The sequence below is a fragment of the Kluyvera genomosp. 1 genome (assembly GCF_001266615.1).
GTDB classification, from domain to species: Bacteria; Pseudomonadota; Gammaproteobacteria; order Enterobacterales; family Enterobacteriaceae; genus Kluyvera; species Kluyvera cryocrescens_A.
This window is the reverse complement of sequence record NZ_LGHZ01000012.1, coordinates 64,953-87,907: the sequence shown is the minus strand read 5'-3', so window position 1 is coordinate 87,907 and position 22,955 is coordinate 64,953. Positions and strand designations below refer to the sequence as shown.

Sequence of the window (22,955 nt, the reverse complement as noted above, 5' to 3'; positions counted from 1 at the left end):
CTTGCTACGAGCATAAAAAAACCCGCGCAGCGGCGCGGGTTTTTGTTTTACTGATGATGACTTAACGTAATACGTCGCACACCAGTCTACCGCGCACAGAAGAGGCGTTTAGTAGTAGTAGACCGTTGATGCGAGAGGTACGTAACATTGTCATCATGCTCCAGATGAATTCGATATGCTATTAGTGGTACTGGATATGACTTCTGATGTCAACACTCTATGAAGACGATTGGGACAATTGAGGGGGCAAATGAAATGTCTGGATTAGCTAATTGTGCTGATAAACATCCCATTTTATAGCGAATCCGTTTTTAGGTTAGCGTGCGGTTTTAATATCTTGTCGCATTTAAACAAATTTGATTGCATTCATTCATTCATTTGTCATGTATAGGTGCTGTGTATATCATTATGATAATAAAGGATTAGTCGGTCTGAGATTTTGTTTTGTATCGTTAAAAAGAGTATTTCTGCTAGAAGAATGTTAATTTTCATTTCTTGTTTAATAACACACTTTAATAAATCTTAATCCATTATTCCGATTTGGGTGTGTTGTGTATTCGCCTGATCCATGGGTAAACTACGTTCCATTAACTTGGCAATATATATAAGCGTTGTGGTTATCGATTTAAGCCACTCAGCTTGCCTCTTTATTTATTCCTATTTTTATCAAATTTTCTTTTTTGGAACTTATATGCATGGTAAATCATATGGCCACAATATATTTATGTCATTTGGCAAAGGGAGTGTTGTATGACAATGGTATCTGAATCTGGAATTAATACCCCAGAGCAGCAGCTGGCATCAGCTCATGAAGGGATGAAACCGCAGCTCCGGATGGTTGATTTAAATTTGCTGACTGTATTTGATGCGGTAATGCAGGAGCAAAATATAACCCGTGCAGCGCATGCACTCGGCATGTCGCAACCGGCGGTTAGTAATGCCGTTGCCCGGCTGAAAGTGATGTTTAATGATGAGCTGTTTGTGCGTTATGGCAGAGGGATCCAGCCTACCGCCCGTGCGTTTCAGCTGTTTGGCTCGGTTCGCCAGGCGCTGCAGTTGGTGCAAAATGAATTGCCGGGTTCCGGATTTGAACCTCTCAGCAGCGAACGGATTTTTAATCTTTGCGTGTGTAGCCCGTTGGATAACTATTTGACCTCCGTTATCCTCAATAAGGTGAATGCTGTTGCTCCACATATTCACATGGTATTTAAATCAGCCTTAAATAAAAATACAGAACATCAGCTTCGCTATCAGGAAATTGAGTTTGTTTTAGGTTATGACGAATTCCGTCGTCCTGAATTTGCCTGTGTTCCATTATTTAATGATGAAATGGTTTTGGTCGCCGGTAAAAATCATCCGCGCATTAATGGTCCAATGACGGAAGAGGATATTTATCAGGAAGAGCATGCCGTTGTTTCTCTGGAACGCTACGCATCATTTAGTCAACCCTGGTATGACACCGTTGATAAACAAAATCGTATTGCCTATCAGGGAATGGCGCTCATTAGTGTGCTGAATGTCGTTTCTCAAACGCATCTGGTGGCTATTGCACCACGCCGTTTAGCCGAAGAATTCTCTGAACAGCTTGGGCTGCAAATTTTACCGTTGCCGATGAAGCTAAATAGCCGTACCTGCTACCTTTCCTGGCATGAGGCCGCCGGCCGTGATAAAGGTCATCAGTGGATGGAAGAGCTACTGATTAATGCGTGCCGTCAGCAATAATCCGTATAAATAAACAGGGTGTGATGACACCCTGTTTATTTTGTTAATTCAATTAAACGTAAAATATTCTTCTGTTGTTGTCTGCTGCCGGTGGGAGCAACAAAGTGAAAAATGCAGGTTTTGCTGTATTGGAACGTTTCGTCCGAGTATCCACGCTATTCTTTTCTTATCGCTGAAGCAATCAACCATCGTTTTCCCTTTTTCCCTTATTTTTCCACTTATTAGTACCGGTTCTACTCCAGATGTGCGAATTGCCTGCCTTGTGGTGAGCGGTTATGTTAGGTCTTTACCGATAACGTAGGTCGACGGATGAGTGATGCGCCGTCGATCCATGGCCGCAGGAAAATGAATTCCTCGGCCATTAAGATGCAAGAGAAGCCTGGAGGCAAACCATGGAGATGTTGTCTGGAGCCGAGATGGTCGTTCGATCGTTAATCGATCAGGGCGTGAAGCAGGTATTTGGCTACCCGGGAGGCGCGGTCCTCGATATTTACGATGCGCTACATACCGTTGGCGGCATTGACCATGTGCTGGTGCGCCACGAACAGGCGGCAGTCCATATGGCGGATGGCCTGGCGCGTGCGACGGGGGAGGTTGGCGTTGTACTGGTGACTTCTGGCCCAGGAGCGACCAACGCCATTACGGGTATTGCAACCGCCTATATGGACTCCATTCCGCTGGTGGTGCTATCCGGCCAGGTCGCGACTTCGCTGATTGGCTACGATGCGTTCCAGGAGTGCGATATGGTTGGGATTTCGCGCCCGGTGGTGAAGCACAGTTTCCTGGTCAAACAGACCGAAGATATTCCCGGTGTACTGAAAAAAGCGTTCTGGCTGGCGGCCAGCGGTCGTCCAGGCCCGGTGGTTGTTGACTTGCCAAAAGATATTCTTAATGCCGCCCATAAGATGCCGTACGTTTGGCCTGATGCGGTGAGCATGCGTTCTTATAACCCAACGACCACGGGGCATAAGGGCCAGATCAAGCGGGCGTTGCAGACGCTTATCGCGGCGAAAAAACCGGTGGTATACGTTGGCGGCGGCGTGGTGAATGCCGAATGTGATGCGCAACTGCGCACGTTAATCGAAAAACTCAACCTGCCAGTCGCTTCATCGCTGATGGGGTTGGGGGGCTTCCCTGCGACACATCGACAGGCGCTCGGGATGCTGGGCATGCACGGTACTTACGAAGCCAACATGACGATGCATAACTCTGACGTGATTTTTGCCGTTGGGGTCCGCTTCGATGACCGTACGACTAATAATCTGGCCAAGTACTGTCCAAATGCCACGGTATTGCATATCGATATTGATCCTACCTCGATCTCTAAAACGGTCCCGGCGGATATTCCGATCGTCGGTGATGCAGGGCTGGTACTCGATCAAATGCTTGAGCTGCTCGATCAGGAGAGCGCAGCTCAACCGTTGGATGATATTCGTGACTGGTGGCAGCAAATCGAACAATGGCGCGCGCGGCAATGTCTGAAATATGACACCCAAAGCGGGCAGATTAAGCCTCAAGCGGTGGTTGAAACCATCTGGAAACTGACCAAAGGTGACGCTTATGTGACATCCGATGTTGGTCAACATCAGATGTTTGCCGCGCTGTATTATCCGTTCGATAAACCTCGGCGCTGGATCAACTCCGGCGGTCTCGGCACGATGGGCTTTGGCCTGCCTGCAGCGCTCGGTGTGAAAATGGCACTGCCGGATGCCACCGTGGTTTGCGTGACCGGTGATGGCAGCATTCAGATGAACATCCAGGAGCTGTCTACTGCGCTGCAGTACGAGCTACCGGTGCTGGTGCTCAACCTGAACAACGGTTATCTGGGGATGGTGAAGCAGTGGCAGGATATGATTTACTCCGGTCGCCACTCGCAGTCTTATATGCAGTCGCTCCCGGACTTTGTCCGCCTGGCGGAAGCGTACGGTCATGTGGGGATCCGCATCACCGAGCCGTCCGAGCTTGAAAGCAAACTCACGGAGGCGCTGGAACAGGTGCACAACAATCGCCTGGTGTTTGTCGACGTTTGCGTCGATGGAAGCGAGCACGTCTACCCTATGCAGATTCGCGGGGGATCAATGGACGAGATGTGGCTGAGTAAAACGGAGAGAACCTGATTATGCGCCGGATATTATCTGTATTGCTGGAAAACGAGTCCGGTGCGCTGTCACGCGTGATTGGGCTTTTCTCACAACGTGGGTACAACATTGAAAGCCTGACCGTCGCACCTACCGATGATCCCACGCTCTCACGCATGACCATTCAGACGGTCGGTGATGCAAAGACCATTGAGCAGATTGAGAAACAGCTGCACAAGCTGGTGGACGTGCTGCGGGTTAACGAATTGGGGCAGGGCGGGCACGTAGAGCGTGAAATCATGCTGGTGAAGGTGCAGGCCAGCGGTTATGGTCGTGATGAGGTGAAACGCAACACGGAAATATTCCGTGGGCAGATCATCGATGTCACGCCGTCGCTCTATACCGTGCAGCTGGTGGGCACCAGCGATAAGCTGGATGCGTTCCTCGCCTCGCTGCGTGATGTTGCGAGAATTGTGGAAGTGGCGCGCTCCGGTGTGGTCGGATTGTCACGCGGTGACAAGATTATGCGTTAGCCTGGATCTCATCGCTTTATCGTAGCCCGGCCAGATGTCGGGCTTTTTTTTGCGAAATCAGCAAGAAGTGCGAATAAAAGCTATTGCCGATGAGATCATTCTGCGTTTAGATGTTACGGATTATACTTATAAAGCAAGGGGCAATTGTGAAACTGGATGAGATCGCCCGGCTTGCCGGTGTTTCCCGAACCACCGCCAGCTATGTGATTAACGGCAAAGCGAAGCAGTATCGCGTAAGCGACAAGACTGTCGAAAAAGTGATGGCCGTCGTGCGTGAGCATAACTACCATCCTAACGCGGTTGCTGCCGGCCTGCGTGCAGGACGCACGCGTTCGATTGGTTTGGTCATCCCGGACCTTGAGAACACCAGCTATACGCGCATTGCGAACTATCTCGAGCGCCAGGCGCGCCAGCGTGGCTATCAGTTGCTGATCGCTTGCTCGGAAGATCAGCCGGATAACGAAATGCGCTGTATTGAACATCTGCTGCAGCGTCAGGTTGATGCGATTATCGTTTCCACCTCTCTGCCGCCGGAACACCCTTTCTACCAGCGCTGGGCCAACGACTCGTTCCCTATTGTCGCGCTTGACCGTGCGCTCGATCGTGAACACTTTACCAGCGTGGTGGGTGCGGATCAGGACGACTCGGAAATGCTCGCCGCTGAACTGCGTACCTTCCCGGCAGAAACCGTCCTCTATCTTGGGGCGTTACCGGAGCTGTCGGTAAGCTATCTGCGTGAGCAGGGTTTCCGTACCGCCTGGAAAGACGATCCGCGTGAAGTTAACTTCCTCTATGCCAACAGCTACGAACGCGAAGCGTCAGCGGTGCTGTTTGAAAAGTGGCTGGAGACTCATCCGATGCCGCAGGCGTTGTTCACCACCTCATTTGCGTTGCTGCAAGGGGTAATGGACGTCACGCTGCGCCGTGAAGGTAAGTTGCCGACCGACCTCGCGATTGCAACATTCGGTGATAATGAACTGCTCGATTTCCTGCAGTGCCCGGTGCTGGCGGTGGCTCAGCGTCACCGCGATGTGGCTGAGCGTGTGTTGGAAATTGTGCTGGCAAGCCTCGACGAGCCGCGTAAACCAAAACCTGGGTTAAGCCGTATTCGCCGTAATCTTTATCGCCGCGGAAGTTTGAGTCGCCGGTAATCATTTTACGATGAGGGTGGCAATAGGCTGCCTTCATCGTGAAAACATTATTCTCGTGTGGATATTCAGATAATTCCTTATTTTTTGTTAGCCTTCTATTTAATTCCCCTCATTTCACGTCCCCGGGCGTTTATTATTGTGAACACAAAGTAAAATTATATTATTTGTGTATTATTTTGTTACACTCTCCCGGCAGATTGCCGAAATAACAAACACTTCTTTGCTGCCCTACCAGAATGGGGTCTCCGTTGCATTTGAAATCCTTGTAAGGGCGCGCCACTAGGACTGTTAACGGACAGCAGAATGTCCTAAAATGCCGCTCGCGTCGCAAACTGACACTTTATTAATTCTTTTGATGATATTAAGTCGCGTTAACGCGTTGTGAATCACTCTGTATTTTTCTTGCGGGTATTCATGACGTTAATTTGCCTCGTCGGTTGGATAAATATTAATCAGGGCTATTGTCGTCCGTAAATAGCGGTATTTTGGACTCTGTTGGCATTCATGCTGGCTTGACAAGCTTTTCCTCTGCTCCGTAAACTCCTTTAAGTGGGAATTTGTGGGGCAAAGTGGTAATTAGGGGAGAGGCTGGCATGTTCCGAGGGGCAACGTTAGTCAATCTTGACAGCAAAGGGCGTTTAGCCGTCCCTGTCCGATATCGGGATATGCTGCTTGAGAGCGCTACCGGTCAAATGGTTTGCACCATTGACATCCATCACCCCTGCCTGCTGCTTTATCCTCTGCCCGAGTGGGAAATTATCGAGCAAAAGTTATCGCGTTTGTCGAGCATGAACCCCGTCGAGCGCCGCGTACAGCGACTGCTGTTGGGACATGCTAGCGAATGTCAGATGGATAACGCGGGGCGATTATTGATTGCGCCGGTTTTACGGCAACACGCCGGATTGACCAAAGAAGTGATGCTGGTCGGGCAGTTCAACAAATTTGAACTGTGGGATGAAACGGCCTGGTATCAACGGGTCAAGGAAGATATCGACGCTGAGCAATCTGCTTCAGGGGCGCTGTCGGAGCGATTGCAGGATTTGTCCTTATAAATATGATGGAAAATTTTAAACACACTACTGTACTGCTGGATGAAGCCGTGAACGGCCTGAATATTCGTCCAGACGGTATCTATATTGATGGCACTTTTGGCCGCGGCGGTCACTCGCGTCTGATCCTCTCGCAGCTTGGCGAGCAGGGACGCCTGATCGCAATCGACCGCGATCCTGAAGCGATTGCGGTGGCGAAGACCATTGATGATCCGCGTTTTTCCATCGTGCATGGCCCTTTCTCTGCGCTGGCGGACTATGTCGCCGAGCGCGATCTTGTCGGCAAGATCGACGGTATTCTTCTCGATCTTGGCGTGTCATCACCGCAGCTGGACGATGCCGAACGCGGATTTTCATTCATGCGTGACGGCCCGCTGGATATGCGTATGGATCCAACGCGCGGTCAGTCGGCTGCTGAGTGGCTGCTTACCGCTGAAGAAGCGGATATTGCCTGGGTTATTAAAACCTTTGGTGAAGAGCGATTTGGTAAACGCATCGCGCGCGCCATCGTTGAACGTAATCGTATTGAACCGATGACGCGAACCAAAGAGCTGGCGGAAGTGATCGCCGCTGCGATGCCGGTAAAAGACAAATTCAAACACCCCGCAACCCGCACCTTCCAGGCGGTGCGCATTTGGGTGAATAGTGAGCTGGAGGAGATAGAGCAGGCGCTAAAAAGCTCGCTTGGCGTGCTGGCCCCGGGTGGGCGGCTGTCAATCATCAGCTTCCATTCGCTGGAAGACCGCATTGTGAAACGCTTTATGCGTGAGCAGAGCCGCGGTCCGCAGGTTCCAGCGGGGATCCCGATGACTGAAGAGCAACTCAGGAAGCTGGGTGGCCGTCATTTACGAGCGCTAGGCAAGTTGATGCCGGGCGAAGAAGAAGTGGCCGAGAATCCACGTGCTCGTAGTTCAGTGCTGCGTATTGCAGAGAGGACGAACGCATGATCGGCAGAGTGACAGAAACCCTAGGCAAAATTACCGGGTCGTTAGGAAATAGCGAACGTCATGCTTTGCCTGGCGTTATTCGCGACGACCTTTTGCAATATGGGAAGCTGCCACTCTGTCTGTTCATTTGCATTATTGTTACGGCGGTAACGGTGGTGACGACCGCTCACCATACTCGCCTGTTAACGGCACAACGTGAACAGTTGGTGCTGGAGCGCGATGCGCTGGATATCGAATGGCGAAACCTGATCCTCGAAGAGAATGCTTTGGGCGATCATAGCCGTGTCGAACGCATCGCTACAGATAAGTTGCAGATGCAACATGTTGATCCGTCAAAAGAAAACATTGTTGTTCAAAAATAAGGATTATTGCAACGCATGAAACCGGCGGCAAAAACGCTTAAACCGAAACGTCAGGAAGAACAGGCCAGCTTTATTAGCTGGCGTTTTGCGTTGCTTTGCGGCTGTATTCTGATTGCATTGGGTTTCCTGCTGGGCCGCGTGGCCTGGCTGCAGATTATCGCACCGGACATGCTGGTGCGTCAGGGTGACATGCGCTCACTGCGCGTGCAGGAAGTCTCCACTTCGCGAGGCATGATCACTGACCGCTCCGGTCGTCCATTGGCTGTCAGCGTACCGGTAAAAGCTATCTGGGCTGACCCGAAAGAACTGCATGAAGCCGGTGGTGTGGTGCTGAACAACCGCTGGAAGGCGCTGGCGGATGCGCTCAATATGCCGCTCGACCAACTGGCATCGCGCATCAACACCAATCCTCGGATGCGCTTTATCTATCTGGCTCGTCAGGTGAACCCTGATATGGCCGACTACATCAAAAAACTTAAGCTTCCTGGTATTTATCTGCGAGAAGAATCGCGCCGTTATTACCCTTCTGGCGAAGTGACCGCTCACTTGATCGGTTTCACCAACGTCGACAGCCAGGGCATTGAAGGCGTCGAGAAAAGCTTCGACAAGTGGCTCACAGGGCAGCCGGGCGAGCGTATTGTGCGTAAAGACCGCTATGGGCGCGTCATCGAAGATATCTCCTCAACCGATAGCCAGGCGGCGCATAACCTCGCGCTAAGTATCGATGAACGCCTGCAGGCGCTGGTGTACCGTGAGTTGAACAATGCCGTGGCGTTTAACAAAGCGGAATCCGGCAGCGCCGTATTGGTGGATGTGAGTACCGGTGAAGTGCTGGCGATGGCGAACAGCCCGTCTTATAACCCAAACAACTTTACCGGCACGGCGAAAGACACCATGCGTAACCGGGCGATCACCGACGTGTTCGAACCGGGTTCAACGGTAAAACCGATGGTGGTCATGACTGCGCTTCAGCGTGGTGTGGTACGTGAAAATACCGTACTGAATACCATCCCATATCGAATTAACGGTCACGAAATCAAAGACGTGGCGCGTTACAGCGAATTGACCCTGACCGGGGTATTACAGAAGTCGAGTAACGTCGGTGTTTCCAAGCTGGCGTTAGCGATGCCCTCCTCAGCGTTAGTAGATACTTACTCACGTTTTGGACTGGGAAAAGCGACCAATTTGGGGTTGGTCGGGGAACGCAGTGGCTTATATCCTCAAAAACAACGGTGGTCTGACATAGAGAGGGCCACCTTCTCTTTCGGCTACGGGCTAATGGTAACTCCGTTACAGTTGGCGCGAGTCTACGCAACGATTGGCAGCTACGGCATCTACCGTCCTCTGTCGATTACCAAAGTTGACCCGCCGGTACCCGGCGAGCGCATCTTCCCGGAATCAATCGTCCGCACTGTCGTGCATATGATGGAAAGCGTGGCGCTGCCTGGCGGCGGCGGTGTGAAGGCGGCGATTAAAGGCTACCGTATCGCGATTAAAACCGGTACGGCGAAAAAAGTCGGTCCGGACGGGCGCTATATCAATAAATACATTGCTTACACCGCGGGCGTTGCGCCAGCCAGTCAGCCGCGTTTTGCGCTGGTGGTGGTCATCAACGACCCGCAGGCGGGTAAATACTACGGTGGCGCCGTTTCCGCGCCGGTCTTTGGTGCCATCATGGGCGGCGTACTGCGCACGATGAACATTGAACCGGATGCGCTGGCAACGGGCGATAAAAGTGAATTTGTGACAAATCAAGGCGAGGGTTCAGGTGGCAGATCGTAATTTGCGCGACCTTCTTGCTCCGTGGGTGCCAAATGCGCCGGAGCGAGTACTGCGGGAGATGACGCTCGACAGCCGTGTGGCTGCATCGGGCGATCTGTTCGTAGCGGTATTGGGTCATCAGGCGGACGGGCGTCGTTATATCCCGCAGGCAATTGCGCAAGGTGTTGCTGCGATTGTCGCCGAGGCAAAAGATGAAGCGACCGACGGTGAAATTCGCGAGATGCACGGCGTGCCGGTTATTTACCTCAGCCAATTAAATGAACGTTTATCAGCGCTGGCCGGGCGCTTTTATCATGAGCCGTCCGATAGTCTGCGTCTGATTGGCGTGACCGGCACTAACGGCAAAACCACCACCACGCAGCTGATTGCGCAATGGTGCCAGCTGCTTGGCGAAACCAGCGCCGTGATGGGTACCGTCGGCAATGGGCTGCTGGATAAAGTCATTCCTACGGAGAACACCACCGGCTCGGCGGTAGACGTTCAGCACGTGCTTTCAGGTCTGGTGGCGCAGGGCGCGACCATGGCGGCGATGGAAGTTTCTTCCCATGGCCTGGTGCAGCATCGCGTGGCAGCGCTTAAGTTTGCTGCGTCCGTGTTCACCAACCTGAGCCGTGATCATCTCGATTATCACGGTGACATGGAGCATTACGAAGCCGCCAAATGGCTACTTTATTCTACTCACCACTGTGGCCAGGCGATTGTGAATGCCGACGATGAAGTGGGCCGCCGCTGGCTCGGTCGTCTGCCGGACGCGGTGGCGGTGTCGATGGAAAACCATATCAACCCAAACTGCCACGGTCGCTGGCTGAAAGCCATTGACGTGAAGTATCACGACAGCGGTGCGACGATTCGTTTTGAATCCTCTTGGGGTGGGGGCGAGATTGAAAGCCGCCTCATGGGTGCTTTTAACGTTAGCAATCTGCTGCTGGCGCTGGCTACGCTGCTGGCCCTGGATTATCCACTGGCCGATTTGCTGAAAACCGCTGGGCGTCTGCAACCGGTTTGTGGCCGCATGGAAGTGTTCAGCGCGCCAGGCAAACCGACAGTGGTTGTTGATTACGCACATACCCCTGATGCACTAGAGAAAGCGCTACAAGCTGCACGTCTACACTGCGTAGGCAAGCTGTGGTGTGTCTTTGGCTGCGGCGGCGATCGCGATAAAGGCAAACGTCCGCTGATGGGCGCGATTGCTGAAGAGTTCTCCGACATTGTGGTGGTCACTGATGACAACCCGCGTACTGAAGAGCCACGGGCCATTATTAACGACATTCTGGCGGGCATGGTTGACGCTGGGCATGTGAAAGTGATGGAAGGCCGCGCCGAAGCGGTCACCAACGCCATCATGCAAGCGAAAGAGAACGATGTCGTACTGTTGGCCGGTAAAGGCCATGAAGATTATCAAATTGTCGGCAACCGTCGTCTGGATTACTCAGACCGTATTACCGCAGCGCGTCTGCTGGGAGTGGTGGCATGATTGGCGTAACGCTTAGCCAGCTTTCCGGCGTACTGAACGGCGAGCTTCAGGGTGATGATTTACTGATTGATGACGTCACGACTGACACACGAAAAATTACTCCGGGCTGTCTGTTTGTGGCGCTGAAAGGCGAACGCTTTGATGCGCATGATTTTGCGCAAACGGCGAAAGACGCTGGTGCTGGCGCACTGCTGGTGAGCCGTAAACTGGCTATCGACCTGCCGCAGCTGGTGGTGAGTGATACCCGCCTGGCGTTTGGCGAACTGGCAGCGTGGGTGCGTAAACAGGTGCCTGCACGCGTGGTGGCGCTCACAGGTTCATCCGGTAAAACGTCAGTGAAAGAGATGACCGCGGCCATTTTAGCGCAGTGTGGCAACACACTTTATACCGCGGGCAATCTAAACAATGACATCGGCGTGCCGATGACATTACTTCGCCTGACACCGGAACATCAGTTTGCCGTGATTGAACTCGGGGCAAACCACCAGGGCGAGATTGCATGGACTGTGAGTCTGACACGCCCGGAAGCGGCGCTGGTCAATAATTTAGCTGCTGCGCATCTGGAAGGATTTGGTTCGTTAGCCGGTGTGGCGAAAGCGAAAGGGGAAATATTCTCCGGCCTGTCAGACAGCGGCATTGCCATTCTGAATGCGGATAATAACGATTGGGCAAACTGGCAGCATGTCATTGGCGATCGCACCGTGTGGCGCTTCTCGCCAAATGCAGCAGACAGTGATTTTAGCGCGTCCGATATCCGGATTACCGCACAGGGAACCGTATTCATGCTGCATACGCCAAACGGCAGTATTGAAGTGCTCCTGCCACTGCCGGGCCGCCACAACATCGCGAATGCGTTAGCGGCAACTGCGCTGGCAACAGCCGTTGGCGCTGGGTTAGAGGCGGTGAAAACGGGGCTGGCTCAGCTTAAAGCGGTTCCTGGTCGTCTTTTCCCGGTACACCTGTCGGAGACCCAGCTGTTGCTGGATGACTCCTACAACGCCAACGTGGGTTCCATGACCGCGGCGGTGCAGGTGCTGTCTGAAATGCCGGGTTACCGTGTGCTGGTCGTTGGCGATATGGCTGAACTCGGTGATGAAAGCGAAGCCTGCCATATTCAGGTGGGTAAGGCGGCGAAAGCCGCGGGTATTGACCGCGTGCTGAGCGTTGGCCATTTAAGTCAGGCTATCAGTGACGCCAGCGGGGCAGGGGAGCACTTCACCGATAAATCATCGGCGATTGCTCGTCTGAATACGCTGATTAATGAACATAAAACGATCACCATTCTGGTGAAAGGATCACGCAGTGCCGCCATGGAAGAGGTCGTACGCGCATTACAGGAGAATGGGACATGTTAGTATGGCTGGCCGAACATCTGGTCAAATATTATTCTGGCTTTAACGTCTTTTCCTACCTGACGTTTCGCGCCATCGTCAGCCTGCTGACCGCGCTGTTCATCTCTTTGTGGATGGGCCCGCGCATGATCGCCCGTCTGCAAAAAATGTCCTTCGGCCAGGTTGTGCGTAACGACGGTCCGGAATCCCACTTCAGCAAACGCGGTACCCCGACAATGGGGGGGATCATGATCCTCACCGCGATTGTCGTCTCCGTGTTGCTTTGGGCCTATCCGTCTAACCCGTATGTCTGGTGTGTGCTCACCGTGCTGGTCGGTTACGGCATTATCGGTTTCGTTGATGACTACCGCAAAGTGGTTCGCAAAGATACCAAAGGCCTGATTGCCCGCTGGAAATATTTCTGGATGTCGGTGATTGCGCTGGGGGTAGCCTTCGCGCTGTACCTTGCGGGTAAAGACACGCCAGCCACCGAGCTGGTGGTGCCGTTCTTTAAAGACGTCATGCCGCAACTGGGTCTGTTCTATATCCTGCTGGCCTACTTCGTTATCGTCGGTACTGGCAACGCGGTGAACCTGACCGATGGCCTCGACGGTCTGGCAATTATGCCAACCGTATTCGTGGCTGCCGGTTTTGCACTGGTGGCGTGGGCGAGCGGTAACATGAACTTTGCCAGCTATCTGCATATCCCTTACCTGCGTCACGCGGGCGAGCTGGTGATTGTCTGTACGGCCATTGTCGGTGCGGGATTAGGTTTCTTGTGGTTCAACACCTATCCGGCACAGGTGTTCATGGGCGATGTCGGCTCTCTGGCTCTGGGCGGCGCGCTGGGTATTATCGCCGTGCTGCTGCGTCAGGAATTCCTGCTGGTGATCATGGGCGGCGTCTTTGTCGTGGAGACCTTGTCGGTCATTTTGCAGGTCGGCTCCTTCAAGCTGCGTGGTCAGCGCATCTTCCGTATGGCACCGATTCACCACCACTATGAACTGAAAGGTTGGCCGGAACCGCGCGTCATCGTGCGCTTCTGGATTATTTCGCTGATGCTGGTGCTGATTGGCCTGGCAACGCTGAAGGTACGTTAATCATGGCAGATTACCTGGGTAAAAACGTCGTCATTATTGGTCTTGGATTGACCGGGCTTTCCTGCGTGGATTTTTTCCTTGCGCAGAACGTCACGCCGCGCGTGATGGATACCCGAGCGACGCCACCCGGTCTGGATAAACTGCCGGAAACGGTAGAGCGTTACGTCGGGAGCTTGAATGAAGATTGGCTGATGGCAGCTGATCTGATCGTCGCCAGCCCGGGTATCGCGCTGGCACATCCGGCACTTTCCCGTGCCGCGGATGCTGGTATTGAAATTGTTGGCGATATCGAATTGTTTTGTCGTGAAGCGCAGGCACCGATTGTCGCCATTACCGGCTCAAACGGTAAAAGCACCGTCACCACGCTGGTGGGTGAAATGGCGAAAGCTGCAGGCGTGAACGTGGGTGTGGGTGGCAACATTGGCCTACCGGCGTTAATGCTGCTGGATCCGGCCCGCGAGCTCTACGTGCTCGAACTGTCCAGCTTCCAGCTGGAAACCACTTCCAGCCTGCATGCGGCGGCAGCGACAATCCTTAATGTTACCGAAGATCACATGGACCGCTACCCGTTGGGGTTACAGCAGTACCGTGCGGCAAAACTGCGCGTCTATGAAAACGCTAAAGTTTGCGTGGTCAACGCGGATGACGGTCTGACGATGCCGGTTCGCGGTGCGGATGAGCGCTGCGTCAGTTTTGGCGTTGACGTGGGTGACTATCACCTCAATCGCCAGCAGGGGGAAACTTGGCTGCGCGTGAAAGGTGAGAAAGTCCTGAACGTGAAAGAGATGCCGCTCACCGGGCAGCATAACTACAGTAACGCCCTGGCCGCGCTGGCGCTGGCAGATGCAGTCGGTTTGCCGCGTGCGACAAGCCTGAAAGCGCTGACCACCTTTACCGGGCTGGCTCACCGTTTCCAGATCGTGCTCGAACATAACGGCGTGCGCTGGATTAACGACTCTAAGGCCACCAATGTTGGCAGTACCGAGGCCGCGTTAAATGGTTTGCACGTTGCAGGGACTCTGCATCTGTTGTTGGGGGGGGACGGTAAATCAGCCGACTTCGCGCCGCTGCAGCGCTATCTGACAGGCGATAATATTCGTCTGTACTGCTTTGGCCGCGACGGCGGTGAACTGGCCGCGTTGCGTCCGGAGATTGCCACACAGACAGAAACCATGGAGCAATCGATGCGTTTGCTCGCTCCGCTAGTGAAAAATGGCGATATGGTTCTACTGTCACCTGCCTGCGCAAGCCTCGATCAGTTTAAGAGCTTTGAGCAGCGTGGCGACGTATTTGCTCGTCTGGCGAAGGAGTTAGGTTGATGCGTTTTTCGCTCCCGCGCCTGAGACTGCCTCAACTGAGGCTGCCGCGTTTGCCGGGCATGGGCATTTTCGCATGGCTGTTTGCTGCGTTAAAAGGCTGGGTGATGGGCTCTCGGGATAAAGATTCCGACAGTCTGATCATGTACGACCGTATGCTGCTGTGGTTGACGCTTGGTCTGGCGGCCATTGGTTTCATCATGGTGACCTCGGCATCGATGCCGGTTGGTCAGCGCCTGGCAAACGATCCGTTCCTGTTCGCCAAGCGCGATGGTCTGTACCTGCTGCTGGCGCTTGGGTTATCGCTGATTACCTTGCGTATGCCAATGGCTTTCTGGCAGCGACACAGCACATTTATGCTGATTGCCTCTATTGGCATGTTGTTGATTGTATTGGTCGTTGGGAGCTCAGTTAACGGGGCATCGCGCTGGATTGCTTTCGGTCCACTGCGTATTCAGCCCGCTGAGCTGACCAAACTGTCGCTGTTTTGCTATATCGCCAACTATTTGGTGCGTAAAGCCGATGAAGTGCGCAACAACCTGCGCGGCTTTTTAAAGCCGATGGGTGTGATTTTCGTGCTGGCGATTTTACTGCTGGCGCAGCCGGACTTAGGTACCGTGGTGGTGCTGTTTGTCACCACTCTGGCGATGTTGTTCCTCGCTGGCGCAAAGCTGTGGCAATTCATCGCCATTATCGGCATGGGGATTTCGGCGGTGGTGCTGCTGATCCTTGCCGAGCCGTATCGTATTCGACGCGTGACCTCTTTCTGGAACCCGTGGGAAGACCCATTCGGTAGCGGCTACCAGCTGACGCAATCACTGATGGCCTTTGGCCGCGGTGAAATGTGGGGACAGGGATTAGGCAACTCGGTTCAGAAACTGGAGTATTTGCCGGAAGCACATACCGACTTCATCTTCGCCATCATCGGTGAGGAATTGGGTTATATCGGTGTGGTACTGGCCCTTTTAATGGTATTCTTCGTCGCTTTCCGCGCCATGTCCATCGGTCGCAAAGCGCTGGAGATTAACCAACGTTTTTCTGGTTTCCTGGCTTGCGCAATCGGCATTTGGTTCAGCTTCCAGGCGTTGGTCAACGTCGGGGCCGCGGCCGGTATGTTACCGACCAAAGGTCTGACTCTGCCGTTGATAAGCTACGGTGGCTCCAGTCTTCTGATTATGTCGACTGCCATTATGTTCTTGTTACGTATTGATTATGAAACGCGTCTGGAAAAAGCGCAGGCGTTTACCCGAGGTTCTCGATGAGCGGTCAAACAAAGCGGTTAATGGTGATGGCAGGCGGGACTGGTGGACATGTGTTCCCAGGGCTGGCGGTTGCGCACCATTTAATGGATCAGGGCTGGCAGGTACGCTGGCTGGGAACCGCAGATCGTATGGAAGCTGACCTGGTGCCGAAACATGGTATTGAGATCGACTTCATCCACATTTCTGGGCTGCGGGGTAAAGGCCTCAAAGCGCTGCTGCTGGCACCGATGCGTATTTTTAATGCCTGGCGTCAGGCGCGCGCCATTATGAAACGCTTCAAGCCGGACGTGGTGCTGGGTATGGGCGGTTATGTTTCCGGGCCGGGTGGTCTGGCGGCATGGTCACTGGGGATCCCGGTGGTGCTGCATGAACAGAATGGTATCGCCGGTCTGACCAACAAATGGTTGGCGAAGATTGCGACCAAAGTGATGCAGGCTTTCCCAGGCGCATTTGCCAATGCAGAAGTTGTTGGTAACCCCGTGCGCGTCGATGTACTTGCATTGCCGCTGCCTGAACAGCGTCTGGTCGGCCGCAATGGCCCGATTCGTGTGCTGGTGGTGGGTGGTTCGCAGGGCGCTCGCGTGCTCAATCAGACCGTGCCGCAGGTTGCGGCGCTGCTGGGTGATGGGGTGACTATCTGGCATCAAAGCGGTAAAGGTGGGCAACAAACCGTTAAGCAAGCTTATGCTGATGCTGGCCAGCCACAGCATAGAGTGACGGAATTTATTGATGACATGGCGGCGGCCTATGCGTGGGCCGACGTGGTGGTGTGCCGCTCTGGGGCGCTGACGGTGAGCGAAATCGCTGCTGCAGGGTTACCGGCGATTTTTGTGCCTTTCCAGCATAAAGACCGACAGCAGTACTGGAATGCATTACCGTTGGAAAAAGCGGGCGCGGCAAAGATTTTTGAACAGCCCCAGTTTACCGCGCAAGCTGTCGCCGATACGTTGGCGAGCTGGGATCGAGCAACATTATTAGAGATGGCCGAACGCGCACGCGCAGCGGCTATCCCGGACGCTACCGAGCGGGTAGCAAAAGAAGTGAGCCTGGCGGCAAAGGCTTAATCATCGCGGCGCATTTGCGTCGCCCGAATTTGTAGAAGTGATGGCGTTTAGAGAATGAATACACAACAACTGGCGAAACTGCGTTCTATCGTGCCCGAGATGCGTCGCGTCCGGCACATTCACTTTGTTGGCATCGGCGGCGCCGGTATGGGCGGTATTGCTGAAGTATTGGCCAACGAAGGGTATCAGATTAGCGGTTCCGATCTCGCGCCAAATCCGGTGACGCAGCAGTTGGCTCAACTGGGCGCCACTATTTATTTCAACCATCGCCCGGAAAACGTGCGCGATGCGAGTGTAGTTGTGGTCTCCACGGCGATTTCCGCCGATAACCCGGAAATCGTCGCCGCTCATGAAGCGCGTATTCCGGTGATTCGCCGTGCAGAGATGCTGGCGGAGTTAATGCGTTTTCGTCACGGTATTGCTATCGCCGGGACGCACGGTAAAACTACCACCACCGCGATGGTGTCCAGTATTTATGCGGAAGCCGGACTTGATCCGACGTTCGTGAACGGTGGTTTGGTGAAGGCGGCGGGCGTGCATGCGCGTCTGGGCCACAGCCGTTATCTGATTGCGGAAGCGGATGAGAGCGATGCGTCGTTCCTGCACCTGCAACCGATGGTAGCGATTGTTACCAATATCGAAGCTGACCATATGGATACTTACCAGGGCGACTTCGAAAATTTAAAACAGACCTTTATTAATTTCCTGCACAATTTGCCGTTTTATGGTCGTGCGGTGATGTGTGTGGACGATCCGGTGATTCGCGAGCTGCTGCCGCGCGTAGGCCGTCAGATTACCACCTACGGTTTTAGCGATGATGCGGATGTACGCGTTGAAGACTACCAGCAGATTGGCCCGCAGGGGCACTTCACGCTGGTGCGTCAGGATAAAGAAAACCTGCGCGTGACGCTCAATGCGCCTGGCCGTCATAATGCGCTGAACGCCGCTGCGGCCGTTGCTGTTGCGACGGAAGAAGGCATTGAAGACGATGCAATTCTGCGTGCGCTGGAAAGCTTCCAGGGGACTGGTCGCCGCTTTGATTTTCTGGGTGAGTTCCCGCTGGGCGAAGTGAATGGCCAGGAAGGCTCCGCCATGTTGGTTGACGACTATGGTCACCACCCAACAGAAGTGGATGCCACGATTAAAGCCGCACGTGCAGGCTGGCCGGATAAAAAACTGGTCATGGTTTTCCAGCCGCACCGTTATACCCGTACACGCGATCTGTACGATGATTTTGCTCACGTACTGACGCAGGTTGATGCGCTGCTGATGCTGGATGTTTATCCGGCTGGGGAAGCACCAATTCCAGGTGCCGATAGCCGTTCATTGTGCCGTACCATTCGAGGGCGCGGTAAAGTTGACCCCATTTTGATTTCCGACCCAGCACAGGTACCGGAAATGTTGGCGTCAGTACTGACAGGTAATGATCTTGTCTTGATTCAGGGCGCGGGAAATATCGGTAAAATCGCGCGTAACTTAGCTGAAATCAAACTCAAGCCGCAAACTCAGGAGGAACCGCGTCATGGCTGATAAAATCGCGGTTCTTTTAGGGGGAACCTCCGCCGAGCGCGAAGTCTCGCTCAATTCTGGTGCTGCGGTGCTAGCGGGTCTGCGTGAAGCGGGCATTGATGCTCATGCGGTAGACCCGAAAGAGACAGATGTTACCCAGCTGAAAAATATGGGTTTTAAGAAAGCGTTTATTGCACTGCATGGTCGCGGCGGGGAAGATGGCACGCTACAAGGGCTTCTTGAGCTCATTTCTCTGCCTTATACCGGTAGCGGCGTGATGGCATCGGCAATATCTATGGACAAACTGCGCAGTAAATTACTGTGGCAGGGCGCGGGATTGCCGGTTGCTCCATGGGCGGCGATAACGCGTGAAATGTTTGAAAACGGGTTATCTGATGAGATGTTAGATCAGATAGCTAAGCTGGGTTTGCCACTGATTGTTAAACCAAGCCGCGAAGGCTCCAGCGTCGGGATGTCGAAAGTCACGGAGAGTGGCAAACTTGCGGATGCGTTATCGCAGGCGTTTCAACACGATGACGAAGTTCTGGTGGAAAAATGGCTGAGTGGGCCTGAATTTACCGTTGCAGTGCTCGGTGAAGAAATTTTGCCCTCAGTTCGCATCCAACCGGCTGGAACCTTCTATGATTATGAGGCGAAGTATCTCTCTGATGAGACAAAATATTTCTGCCCTGGTTGTGAGGAACCTGACCAGGAAGCGGCAATGCAATCTTTGGTGCTGAAAGCCTGGAAAGTTTTAGGTTGTCGTGGCTGGGGACGTATTGACGTCATGCAGGATAATGACGGGCAATATTATCTGCTGGAGGCGAACACTTCTCCAGGGATGACCAGCCATAGCTTGGTGCCGATGGCGGCGCGTCAGGCGGGAATGAGCTTCTCGCAGCTGGTAGTACGAATTCTGGACCTGGCGGGGTGATATGTCGCAGGCTGCGCTGAATACGCGGAACCGTGAAGAAGAGGAATACGCCTCTTCACGGCGCAATAATGGAACACAGCTGGTGGGTATCGTTTTCCTGCTGGCCGTGTTGTGTACCGTGTTTGTTAGCGGCTGGGTAGTGCTGGGCTGGATGGAAGATGCGCAACGTTTGCCCATCTCAAAACTGGTGGTGACTGGCGATCGTCATTACACGCGTAACGATGATATCCGTCAGTCCATACTGGCACTGGGATCGCCGGGAACCTTTATGACTCAGGACGTCAACATCGTTCAGAGCCAGATTGAACGACTGCCGTGGATTAAACAGGCAAGCGTAAGAAAGCAGTGGCCAGACGAATTGAAGATTCATCTGGTTGAATATGTGCCCATTGCGCGTTGGAATGATCAGCACATGGTGGACGCCGAGGGCACAGCCTTTAGCGTACCGGCAGATCGCGCCAACAAGCAAAATTTACCTATGCTCTATGGCCCTGAAGGTAGCGCAAGCGAAGTTTTACAGGGTTATCACGACATGGGGGCGGTGCTCGCGAAAGGGAAATTCTCGTTGAAGGTTGCGGCGATGACCGCGCGCCGTTCGTGGCAGCTGACGCTTGATAACGGTATCAAGCTGAATCTGGGGCGGGGCGATACGATGAAGCGGCTGGCGCGTTTTATGGAACTGTATCCAGTTCTGTTGCAGCAGGCGCAAACAGAGGGTAATCGGATTAGCTATGTTGATTTGCGTTATGACTCAGGGGCGGCAGTAGGCTGGGAACCTGCACCTGCGGCGGACACCAATCAACAACAGAATCAGGCACAGGCAGAACAACAATGATCAAGGCGACGGACAGAAAACTGGTAGTTGGACTGGAGATCGGCACTGCAAAAGTAGCCGCTTTAGTAGGGGAAGTTCTGCCCGACGGAGTGATTAATATCATTGGGGTCGGCAGTTGCCCATCCCGAGGGATGGACAAAGGCGGTGTGAACGACCTTGAGTCGGTAGTGAAATGCGTACAGCGCGCTATCGACCAGGCTGAGCTGATGGCGGATTGCCAGATCTCTTCTGTGTATCTGGCGCTTTCCGGTAAACACATTAGCTGTCAAAATGAGATAGGGATGGTGCCTATCTCAGAAGAAGAGGTCACGCAGGAAGACGTTGAGAACGTGGTGCATACGGCGAAGTCAGTTCGCGTACGTGATGAGCATCGAGTTCTGCACGTTATTCCTCAGGAATACGCCATCGATTACCAGGAAGGCATTAAAAACCCGGTAGGTTTGTCCGGCGTGCGTATGCAGGCCAAGGTACATTTGATTACCTGCCACAACGATATGGCAAAAAACATTGTCAAAGCGGTCGAACGTTGTGGTATGAAGGTTGATCAGCTGATTTTCGCCGGGCTGGCGTCCAGTTATTCTGTATTGACGGAAGACGAACGTGAGCTAGGCGTCTGCGTCGTGGATATCGGTGGCGGTACAATGGATATCGCGGTATACACCGGCGGCGCGCTGCGTCACACCAAAGTGATCCCGTATGCAGGGAACGTGGTGACCAGCGATATCGCTTACGCCTTCGGTACGCCGCCAAGCGACGCCGAAGCGATTAAAGTGCGCCACGGCTGCGCATTAGGCTCCATTGTGGGCAAAGATGAGAGCGTTGAAGTGCCAAGCGTCGGTGGACGTCCACCGCGTAGCCTGCAGCGCCAGACATTGGCAGAGGTTATCGAGCCGCGTTATACCGAGCTTTTGAACCTCGTCAATGAAGAGATTTTACAGTTACAAGAGCAACTGCGTCAGCAAGGGGTAAAACACCACCTGGCGGCGGGGATTGTATTGACCGGCGGCGCGGCGCAAATTGAAGGGTTAGCGGCCTGCGCACAGCGCGTGTTCCATACGCAGGTTCGTATTGGTGCACCGCTGAACATTACTGGTCTGACGGACTATGCCCAGGAGCCGTATTATTCAACGGCGGTGGGCCTGCTGCACTACGGGAAAGAGTCCCACTTAAGTGGTGAAGCAGAGGTAGAAAAGCGCGTAACCGCATCGGTTGGATCGTGGATCAAACGACTGAATAGCTGGTTACGGAAAGAGTTTTAATTTTTAAAGAGACCGGGCATGTTAGCGGTCTCAGGCGACAGGCACAAAACGGAGAGAAACTATGTTTGAACCTATGGAACTGACCAACGACGCGGTGATTAAAGTCATCGGCGTCGGTGGCGGCGGCGGTAATGCCGTTGAACACATGGTGCGCGAACGCATTGAAGGTGTTGAGTTTTTTGCAGTAAACACCGATGCGCAGGCACTGCGTAAAACGGCCGTTGGCCAGACCATCCAGATTGGTAACGGTATTACCAAAGGTCTGGGTGCCGGTGCTAACCCGGAAGTGGGTCGCAACGCGGCTGACGAAGACCGTGAAGCGCTGCGCGCTGCGCTGGAAGGTGCGGACATGGTCTTCATCGCAGCGGGCATGGGTGGCGGTACCGGTACCGGTGCAGCACCTGTTGTTGCCGAAGTGGCTAAAGATTTAGGTATCCTGACCGTTGCTGTCGTGACGAAGCCTTTCAACTTTGAAGGCAAGAAGCGTATGGCATTTGCGGAGCAGGGGATCACTGAGCTGTCCAAACATGTGGACTCGCTGATCACCATTCCAAACGACAAGCTGCTGAAAGTGCTGGGTCGTGGCATTTCTCTGCTCGACGCGTTTGGCGCGGCGAACGACGTGCTGAAAGGCGCTGTGCAGGGTATCGCTGAACTGATCACACGTCCTGGCCTTATGAACGTCGACTTTGCGGACGTTCGTACCGTGATGTCCGAAATGGGCTATGCCATGATGGGCTCTGGTATTGCGAGCGGTGAAGATCGTGCGGAAGAAGCGGCTGAAATGGCTATCTCTTCTCCGCTGCTGGAAGACATCGATCTGTCTGGTGCGCGCGGCGTGCTGGTCAACATCACTGCGGGCTTCGACCTGCGTCTGGATGAGTTCGAAACCGTCGGTAACACTATCCGTGCATTTGCATCGGATAACGCGACCGTGGTTATCGGTACTTCCCTTGATCCGGATATGAACGATGAGCTGCGCGTAACTGTCGTTGCGACCGGTATCGGTATGGACAAACGTCCAGAGATTACCCTTGTGGCTAACAAACAGGCGCAACAGCCAGTGCTGGATCGTTATCAGCAGCACGGAATGGCTCCGTTGACGCAAGAGCAGAAGCCGGCAGCAAAAGTGGTAAACGACAATACGGCGCAGACCACCAAAGAACCGGATTATCTGGATATCCCAGCGTTCCTGCGTAAGCAAGCTGATTAAGAATTAGCTGGAATTAGGGAATCTGCGCTCTTTG

The 22,955-nt window shown here is 53.6% G+C and carries 20 protein-coding genes; 19 read left to right on the top strand and 1 reads right to left on the bottom strand.

Annotated elements, in window-relative coordinates:
• Positions 1–61: 61 nt before the first annotated feature.
• Positions 62–148: a leu operon leader peptide gene (leuL, locus tag KP80_RS23435; protein WP_156315628.1), complete on the bottom strand. Its 87-nt coding sequence runs from the start codon at positions 146–148 to the stop codon at positions 62–64.
• 602 nt (positions 149–750) lie between these two features.
• Here leuL and leuO point away from each other — a divergent pair.
• The 19 genes from leuO (at position 751) to ftsZ (ending at position 22,921) form a co-directional block, all read left to right on the top strand.
• Complete coding sequence (leuO, locus tag KP80_RS07910) at positions 751–1,722, top strand: transcriptional regulator LeuO (protein ID WP_052283051.1); 972 nt, start codon at positions 751–753, stop codon at positions 1,720–1,722.
• Positions 1,723–2,114: 392 nt separating this feature from the next.
• Positions 2,115–3,839: an acetolactate synthase 3 large subunit gene (ilvI, locus tag KP80_RS07905; RefSeq protein WP_052283050.1), complete on the top strand. Its 1,725-nt coding sequence runs from the start codon at positions 2,115–2,117 to the stop codon at positions 3,837–3,839.
• A 2-nt stretch (positions 3,840–3,841) separates the two neighbouring features.
• Positions 3,842–4,333, top strand: coding sequence for an acetolactate synthase small subunit (gene ilvN / locus KP80_RS07900; protein WP_052283049.1), 492 nt, complete (start codon positions 3,842–3,844; stop codon positions 4,331–4,333).
• Between the two features lie 146 nt (positions 4,334–4,479).
• Complete coding sequence (gene cra, locus KP80_RS07895) at positions 4,480–5,484, top strand: catabolite repressor/activator (RefSeq protein ID WP_052283048.1); 1,005 nt, start codon at positions 4,480–4,482, stop codon at positions 5,482–5,484.
• Positions 5,485–6,077: 593 nt separating this feature from the next.
• Positions 6,078–6,536, top strand: coding sequence for a division/cell wall cluster transcriptional repressor MraZ (mraZ, locus tag KP80_RS07890; protein WP_052283047.1), 459 nt, complete (start codon positions 6,078–6,080; stop codon positions 6,534–6,536).
• Between the two features lie 2 nt (positions 6,537–6,538).
• Positions 6,539–7,480, top strand: coding sequence for a 16S rRNA (cytosine(1402)-N(4))-methyltransferase RsmH (rsmH, locus tag KP80_RS07885; RefSeq protein ID WP_052283046.1), 942 nt, complete (start codon positions 6,539–6,541; stop codon positions 7,478–7,480).
• Positions 7,477–7,842 (top strand): cell division protein FtsL, encoded by a 366-nt coding sequence (gene ftsL / locus KP80_RS07880; RefSeq protein ID WP_052283045.1) that lies wholly within the window; start codon positions 7,477–7,479, stop codon positions 7,840–7,842. The genes rsmH and ftsL overlap by 4 nt, the downstream gene beginning before the upstream one ends.
• A gap of 15 nt (positions 7,843–7,857) precedes the next feature.
• Positions 7,858–9,624 carry a peptidoglycan glycosyltransferase FtsI gene (locus KP80_RS07875; protein ID WP_052283044.1) on the top strand — a complete coding sequence of 589 codons (1,767 nt, stop codon included), beginning with the start codon at positions 7,858–7,860 and terminating at the stop codon, positions 9,622–9,624.
• Complete coding sequence (gene murE, locus KP80_RS07870; protein ID WP_052283043.1) at positions 9,611–11,098, top strand: UDP-N-acetylmuramoyl-L-alanyl-D-glutamate--2,6-diaminopimelate ligase; 1,488 nt, start codon at positions 9,611–9,613, stop codon at positions 11,096–11,098. The genes KP80_RS07875 and murE overlap by 14 nt, the downstream gene beginning before the upstream one ends.
• Complete coding sequence (gene murF, locus KP80_RS07865; protein WP_052283042.1) at positions 11,095–12,453, top strand: UDP-N-acetylmuramoyl-tripeptide--D-alanyl-D-alanine ligase; 1,359 nt, start codon at positions 11,095–11,097, stop codon at positions 12,451–12,453. The genes murE and murF overlap by 4 nt, the downstream gene beginning before the upstream one ends.
• Positions 12,447–13,529 (top strand): phospho-N-acetylmuramoyl-pentapeptide-transferase, encoded by a 1,083-nt coding sequence (gene mraY, locus KP80_RS07860; RefSeq protein ID WP_052283041.1) that lies wholly within the window; start codon positions 12,447–12,449, stop codon positions 13,527–13,529. Before murF ends, mraY begins: the two co-directional genes overlap by 7 nt.
• A 2-nt stretch (positions 13,530–13,531) precedes the next feature.
• Positions 13,532–14,848 (top strand): UDP-N-acetylmuramoyl-L-alanine--D-glutamate ligase, encoded by a 1,317-nt coding sequence (gene murD, locus KP80_RS07855; protein ID WP_052283040.1) that lies wholly within the window; start codon positions 13,532–13,534, stop codon positions 14,846–14,848.
• Positions 14,848–16,107, top strand: a complete 1,260-nt coding sequence (gene ftsW / locus KP80_RS07850) for a cell division protein FtsW (protein WP_052283039.1) — start codon at positions 14,848–14,850, stop codon at positions 16,105–16,107. The genes murD and ftsW overlap by 1 nt, the downstream gene beginning before the upstream one ends.
• Positions 16,104–17,171 (top strand): undecaprenyldiphospho-muramoylpentapeptide beta-N-acetylglucosaminyltransferase, encoded by a 1,068-nt coding sequence (murG, locus tag KP80_RS07845; RefSeq protein WP_052283038.1) that lies wholly within the window; start codon positions 16,104–16,106, stop codon positions 17,169–17,171. The genes ftsW and murG overlap by 4 nt, the downstream gene beginning before the upstream one ends.
• Before the next feature lie 54 nt (positions 17,172–17,225).
• Positions 17,226–18,701, top strand: a complete 1,476-nt coding sequence (gene murC, locus KP80_RS07840) for a UDP-N-acetylmuramate--L-alanine ligase (RefSeq protein WP_052283037.1) — start codon at positions 17,226–17,228, stop codon at positions 18,699–18,701.
• Positions 18,694–19,614, top strand: a complete 921-nt coding sequence (locus KP80_RS07835) for a D-alanine--D-alanine ligase (RefSeq protein ID WP_052283036.1) — start codon at positions 18,694–18,696, stop codon at positions 19,612–19,614. Before murC ends, KP80_RS07835 begins: the two co-directional genes overlap by 8 nt.
• Before the next feature lies 1 nt (position 19,615).
• Positions 19,616–20,449, top strand: a complete 834-nt coding sequence (gene ftsQ, locus KP80_RS07830; protein ID WP_052283035.1) for a cell division protein FtsQ — start codon at positions 19,616–19,618, stop codon at positions 20,447–20,449.
• Positions 20,446–21,708, top strand: coding sequence for a cell division protein FtsA (gene ftsA, locus KP80_RS07825; RefSeq protein ID WP_052283034.1), 1,263 nt, complete (start codon positions 20,446–20,448; stop codon positions 21,706–21,708). The genes ftsQ and ftsA overlap by 4 nt, the downstream gene beginning before the upstream one ends.
• A gap of 61 nt (positions 21,709–21,769) precedes the next feature.
• The gene (ftsZ, locus tag KP80_RS07820) at positions 21,770–22,921 is read left to right on the top strand and encodes a cell division protein FtsZ (RefSeq protein ID WP_052283033.1); all 1,152 of its coding nucleotides are present in this window, start codon (positions 21,770–21,772) and stop codon (positions 22,919–22,921) included.
• The last annotated feature ends 34 nt before the right edge of the window (positions 22,922–22,955 follow it).